This window comes from Microcoleus sp. S13_C3, assembly GCF_036700905.1.
In the GTDB taxonomy this organism is placed as follows: domain Bacteria; phylum Cyanobacteriota; class Cyanobacteriia; order Cyanobacteriales; family Microcoleaceae; genus Microcoleus.
Genome location: NZ_JAUBPT010000280.1, coordinates 1 through 5,239, shown reverse-complemented (window position 1 = coordinate 5,239; position 5,239 = coordinate 1). Strand labels below are relative to the sequence as shown.

6 protein-coding genes are annotated in these 5,239 nt (G+C 49.0%); 4 read left to right on the top strand and 2 right to left on the bottom strand.

The features are described from left to right. Positions 1-213: 213 nt before the first annotated feature. Positions 214-513 (bottom strand): hypothetical protein, encoded by a 300-nt coding sequence (locus tag QUA16_RS35590; protein WP_333109450.1) that lies wholly within the window; start codon positions 511-513, stop codon positions 214-216. Between the two features lie 241 nt (positions 514-754). Here QUA16_RS35590 and QUA16_RS35585 point away from each other — a divergent pair, with 241 nt between their 5' ends. Next, entirely contained in the window at positions 755-1,381 is a 627-nt protein-coding gene (locus QUA16_RS35585; protein WP_333109448.1) for a hypothetical protein, read from the top strand. A 7-nt stretch (positions 1,382-1,388) separates the two neighbouring features. Here the strand turns inward: QUA16_RS35585 and cobS are convergent, their stop codons facing one another. Beyond that, positions 1,389-2,186, bottom strand: coding sequence for an adenosylcobinamide-GDP ribazoletransferase (gene cobS / locus QUA16_RS35580; protein WP_333109446.1), 798 nt, complete (start codon positions 2,184-2,186; stop codon positions 1,389-1,391). Between the two features lie 261 nt (positions 2,187-2,447). Here cobS and QUA16_RS35575 point away from each other — a divergent pair, with 261 nt between their 5' ends. The 3 genes from QUA16_RS35575 (at position 2,448) to QUA16_RS35565 (ending at position 5,026) form a co-directional block, all read left to right on the top strand. Then, positions 2,448-2,897 (top strand): hypothetical protein, encoded by a 450-nt coding sequence (locus QUA16_RS35575; RefSeq protein WP_333109444.1) that lies wholly within the window; start codon positions 2,448-2,450, stop codon positions 2,895-2,897. 500 nt (positions 2,898-3,397) lie between these two features. After that, entirely contained in the window at positions 3,398-4,528 is a 1,131-nt protein-coding gene (tgt, locus tag QUA16_RS35570) for a tRNA guanosine(34) transglycosylase Tgt (RefSeq protein WP_333109442.1), read from the top strand. Between the two features lie 360 nt (positions 4,529-4,888). Then, positions 4,889-5,026 carry a photosystem II reaction center protein K gene (locus QUA16_RS35565; protein ID WP_006634808.1) on the top strand — a complete coding sequence of 46 codons (138 nt, stop codon included), beginning with the start codon at positions 4,889-4,891 and terminating at the stop codon, positions 5,024-5,026. The last annotated feature ends 213 nt before the right edge of the window (positions 5,027-5,239 follow it).

Sequence of the window (5,239 nt, the reverse complement as noted above, 5' to 3'; positions counted from 1 at the left end):
CCGTCCAAAAAGGACGGGCGGGACGCCCATCCCACTTTCAAGAGTGGAAGTTATTTAATTCTCATTCCTTAGATAAAAGTCAAGGTTGATATAGGTTATTAGTTGTGGGGGGGGCGGGTTTATGAGATTGTTTGCGTGCGTCAAAGATTATTGGTAAAACCCGCCCCTACAGCATCAAAAACACTTGCACAATTTACGCTAGCAGACACGATATTAATGGTGCAGCAGGTGCGATAAGCTTTCTACAGCATGAGCGATCGCACTTGGAGCAGATTCGCAAGCTGCAGCTTCGGCGGCGCAGTGGCCGGCATGGAGTGCGTTTCCGACAGCCTGACTCCCTCCCTCCACCGCATCGGCACCAAATTGACCGCGATATGTTTCTTGGACCATTTCAGCTTGAATTTTGCTGGTGGTCTCTTCGGGATTCGTTTCCCAATTGCGGATTGTTTGGACAATCTCGATCGCAGCCCAAATCAACATTCCGATTACGATCGCAGCAATCAAGTATCCCATAGCTTTCAAAAAAATTGAGGTTAGCTTTATATAATTTAACGCCGCACTTGGCAGTCAGCAGGATAAAACATATCTGATGCGAGTTCGGATTTCCGCATCTTCTAGTCTTCGGCAGCCGGATAGTTCGGCACTCAAGTAATAGTTTCAACAATCAATAACAGAGTAACTATTTTACAGTTTAACCTAATTTACACTGTAATTTAAACCCAAACAAAACCTATAATGGTGAACTAAAAAAATTATGCCATACAGTCAATTTACTACGATCGCCAAAGCGAAACAAGCTTTCGGTCTCACAGTCCAAGAGGGATCTCGCTTTATACCTCCGCTAAACCCGATCGCACCCTCAGACATCCTCAGCGGCACCCTCAAAGATAGCCTCCCCATCGTCGCTACATCGGGAAGTGAAAAAGCGCGATCGGAAGGAATCATCTATCCCGTACTGCTGGAAGTGAGGCGGATTCTCGATCGCCAAATTAGCCTTTTCTCCGGCGAAGAATTCACCATCGACGAAGCTGTGGGGCTGAATGGAGTGTTTGATTTTCTGCTGGCGCGATCGTCCGAAGTCCTAGAAATTGAAGCCCCCGCCGTTGTAATTGTCGAAGCTAAAAAGACCGACCTCAAAAGCGGATTGGGTCAGTGTATTGCCGAAATGGTTGCCGCTCAACGCTTCAATCAAGCCAAAGAAAAAAACATCCCCATCATTTATGGGAGCGTGAGTAATGGCATTCAATGGCAATTTATCAAACTCGAAAACCAAACTGTGACGATCGACTTATCCGTCTATCCTCTGCCCCCTGTCGAGCAAATCCTCAGCTTTTTCGTTTGGATGATGCAGAATGGTGCCGTTAACTCAGAAACAATTTAACCGTTAATCAACCTTCCAAAGCCGCCAAAAGACACAGCAACAAAGCCTCCGTCCACTCGACTACGGCACCGTAAGTATCGCCCGTGTGGCCGCCCAAACGGTGGTTAAACCAGGCTCCGGCAAAAATTCCGATCGCACTTCCCCCCAAAGCCATCCCCACCGCCAACAGCCACCGATCGCCCTCCAAGACAACTTGCACCACGCTCAAACTCAGCAGCAACAGCACTCCCGGTATAAAATCAAAAGGAGAATAAATCGATTCTTTGTGAAATGCTCCCTTACCCTCGGCCCGGAGATAGGGATAGCGGGCGATCGCCACCAGTTGGGCCCACCTCCCCCAACCCGCGACACCCATCAAAGCCAGCCACCGATAGTTATTCAAGTCCGAGAGAGCGGCAGTTTTCAGCAGCACGATCGCGATCGCAGCCATCGCCCCAAAGGCTCCTGTAACGCTGTCCCGCATCACTTCCAGCCGACGCACGGGGTCTGGTACAGCCAGCCCGTCGGCCGCGTCCATTGCGCCGTCTAGGTGCAGCCCGCCAGTCACGGCGATGCCCAAGACTACCACCAAGGCCGATCGAGTCAGAGCAGGCATTCCCAACAACTGCAACCCAACATCCCCCAGCCCCAGCATCCCCCCAATCAAAAGCCCGATCGCCGGTGCCAAGCGGGCAATGCCCCGAAACTCCAAAGTCCAAGACACCGGTACCGGCAAACAAGTATAAAAAGCGACTGCGCCTGCGATGGCAGCGCCTTGATTCCGGAAAAAGTCGATCGTAGAGCGAACCCATTTATCATGCACCATAAGATAGAAAATTTTTCATCTGGTATGCAGTTGTCAATCGATTAGCGTGTGCCAGAATTGGACTGTAACACCCTAGTTTTTTGGATCGAGCATTCCTCCTGTCGCCCGCTCTTTTCCCCGGAAAACCTCTGCCGGCAGCGATCCCCAAGCTCCCTATCTAAAATGACTAAACTCCCGATCCGCGTTTCCCTTCCCAAAAATTCTAGCTAACTCCCTGATTTTCAAGACGGGAACATACACTACAACAGAGGCTTTTACTCCATGAGTCACGATCAATTGAATAACAGGGTAGTTGCTCCTTGCATCATCGATACAGGGATTGTCGTCAACAAACGCGATATCAAAAGATTGCTGTTTGATTTAGGACGTGTCCGCTACCTTCACATACAAGATGGCCAGATTTATAGCGAAGGGGAAGGTTATGTACTCGAAGTCTTCGCCAACCCCCACCGTTCTACCCTGATTGCCAACCATGCGCTTTATCTGAACGTGTATAGTTTTGATTACCTGGAACTGAAACAGTCCCCGGTCGATGGTGCTTATTTTGACTTGGTTCAAGACGGACGGCAGTTGCGGTTAATTCCCCTCTCCAATCCTTTGCAAGAGCAATTCGCCCGGAATTTAAATGCTGCGGCTTTGGATGCGGTTGTCGATCAGGTACTCTCAGGCAACTGGGATCTGCAATTGGACGAAGATGATTCCCCCTTTTAATGGTCAGTCACTCGATTTTAGATTTTAGATTTTAGATTTTAGATTTACTCGCAGCGCCGTGAATCTGGGAGTTAGAACTAAGGTCTAAAATTTTTTGCCCTCCACGACGATTGTCGGAAACTTGTCTCCGTTTGTGGGCGGGGTCATTCGATTTTAGATTTTCGATTGTCGATTTTGGATTGACTTGCGCGAGATAAATTCGGGGGCTTGAGGATTTTCGATTGTCGGTTTTGGATTGATTCCACGGATAAATCACGTGGCGGGTACCATCTAGAAATTCTCGGTCATGAGTTTTTTGTCGCGATGTCAACAACAATAGATTAAATAACACTCACATCTTGCACCATTCTCGCTTAACAGGCTTTTCGGCCTGTTCCACAAAGAGTGAATTTTCTTGTGGAACAGGCCGAAAAGCCTGTTCCTAAACAAGTAATTGAGAAGGGTGCAACATCTCAAATAACACGGACGGCCGAGTAGCGGTTAACGAGCATCGAGGACTAATGACTGAGGACAAGGCGAAATTTTCTTTTAAATGTCAGGCTAATTGCAGCCATACCCAAGCGCGTGCAGGGGTTTTTGCGACTCCCCACGGTGTGGTGGAAACGCCTAAATTTATGCCAGTGGGGACGCTAGCTAATGTCAAAACTTTGACACCGGCACATCTTGAGGCGGCGGGTTCTCAAATGGTTTTGGCAAATACTTATCACTTGCACTTGCAGCCGGGGGAAGCAATTGTCGCAGGCGCGGGCGGATTGCATAAATTTATGGCTTGGCCAGGCCCGATGCTGACGGATTCGGGGGGCTTTCAGGTGTTTAGCTTGAGCCAAATGCGGACTATTTCTGAGAATGGGGTGACTTTTCGCTCTCCCCGCGATGGCCGCATGATTAATTTGACACCGGAACGATCGATCGAAATTCAGAATCAGTTGGGCGCTGATGTGATTATGGCCTTTGACGAGTGTCCCCCTTACCCCGCTACACGGGACGAGGTGGAGGCTGCCACAAATCGCACTTACCGCTGGCTGCAACGCTGCATTCAAGCTCACTCGCGCCCGGATCAAGCTTTGTTTGGCATCGTCCAGGGGGGCGTTTTCCCCGATTTGCGATCGCGCGCGGCGAACCAGTTGGTAGATTTGGATTTACCAGGCTATGCCATCGGCGGGGTTAGTGTGGGGGAATCGGGGGATTTGATCGCAGAGATTGTGAAGGTGACTGCGCCTCTGTTGCCGGCAAATAAACCGCGTTATTTGATGGGGATTGGGACTTATCGGGAAATGGCGTTGGCGGTGGCGAGTGGGGTAGATATGTTTGACTGCGTGATTCCGACTCGGCTGGCCCGCCACGGGACGGCTTTTGTTGGTGGGGAACGCTGGAGTTTGAAAAATGCTCGGTTCCGGGAGGATTTTGCTCCGCTGGATGAGTCTTGTCCTTGTTATACCTGCCAAAAATTCAGTCGGGCTTATTTGGCCCATTTGGCGCGGGCTAACGAAGTGCTGGGGTATACTTTGCTGGCTATTCACAATGTGACGGAGTTGATTCGCTTTACTGGGAGGATGCGGGAGGCGATTTTTGCCGATCGATTTACTGAAGAGTTTGCCTACTGGCTTGCACCGAGAGTCGATCGATCGTGATTGCCTTGGGTGAAGATATGCGACAATTATCCGAAAATTGGGTTGAAAACCCAGTCGTTGTAGGACGGCTTTTTCCACACCGTGCGAAGTCAGAAATCCTAGGTATTTGGGTAAACATATCCACGCGCTTTGTGTGGTATGCTATCGAGATCAGACAAGATTTAAAAACCTACCCCCGGACTGGGGGAAAGTCTACGCCCAAAACATTCTTGAGGAGACATGACTACGCACGTAACGTGCATACGTGGTCAGCCTGGGAACCCTAGCAATAGGGATATTAAGACTCAAAAGTCTTAAAAATCCTCACGCCTTTAGGCTGAGGAGTGTCAAGAAAATTGTGTTGGATAGGTAGGTTGATTCATGGAAGCTGCATTACTCTTAGCAAAACTGCCCGAAGCTTATTCGATTTTTGAGCCTTTGGTTAATGTTTTGCCGGTCATTCCCGTATTTTTCTTGCTGCTGGCTTTTGTTTGGCAGGCGGCTGTCGGATTTAGATAAGTTTGATTTTAATAAAAGCAGGGGCAATTCTGGAATTGCCCCTGATTTTATATGTTAAGTTTTTGGGCTGATCTCGTTTACGGTTGTTTCGGAATGATTTAACCGCAGAGACCGCAGAGACCGCAGAGGAAGAGAAGAGAGCTAGTCCCTAGGTAGCGAATAAATAGACAAAATGATACACTTATAGACAAATATGCGGTGTACCATTTTGTT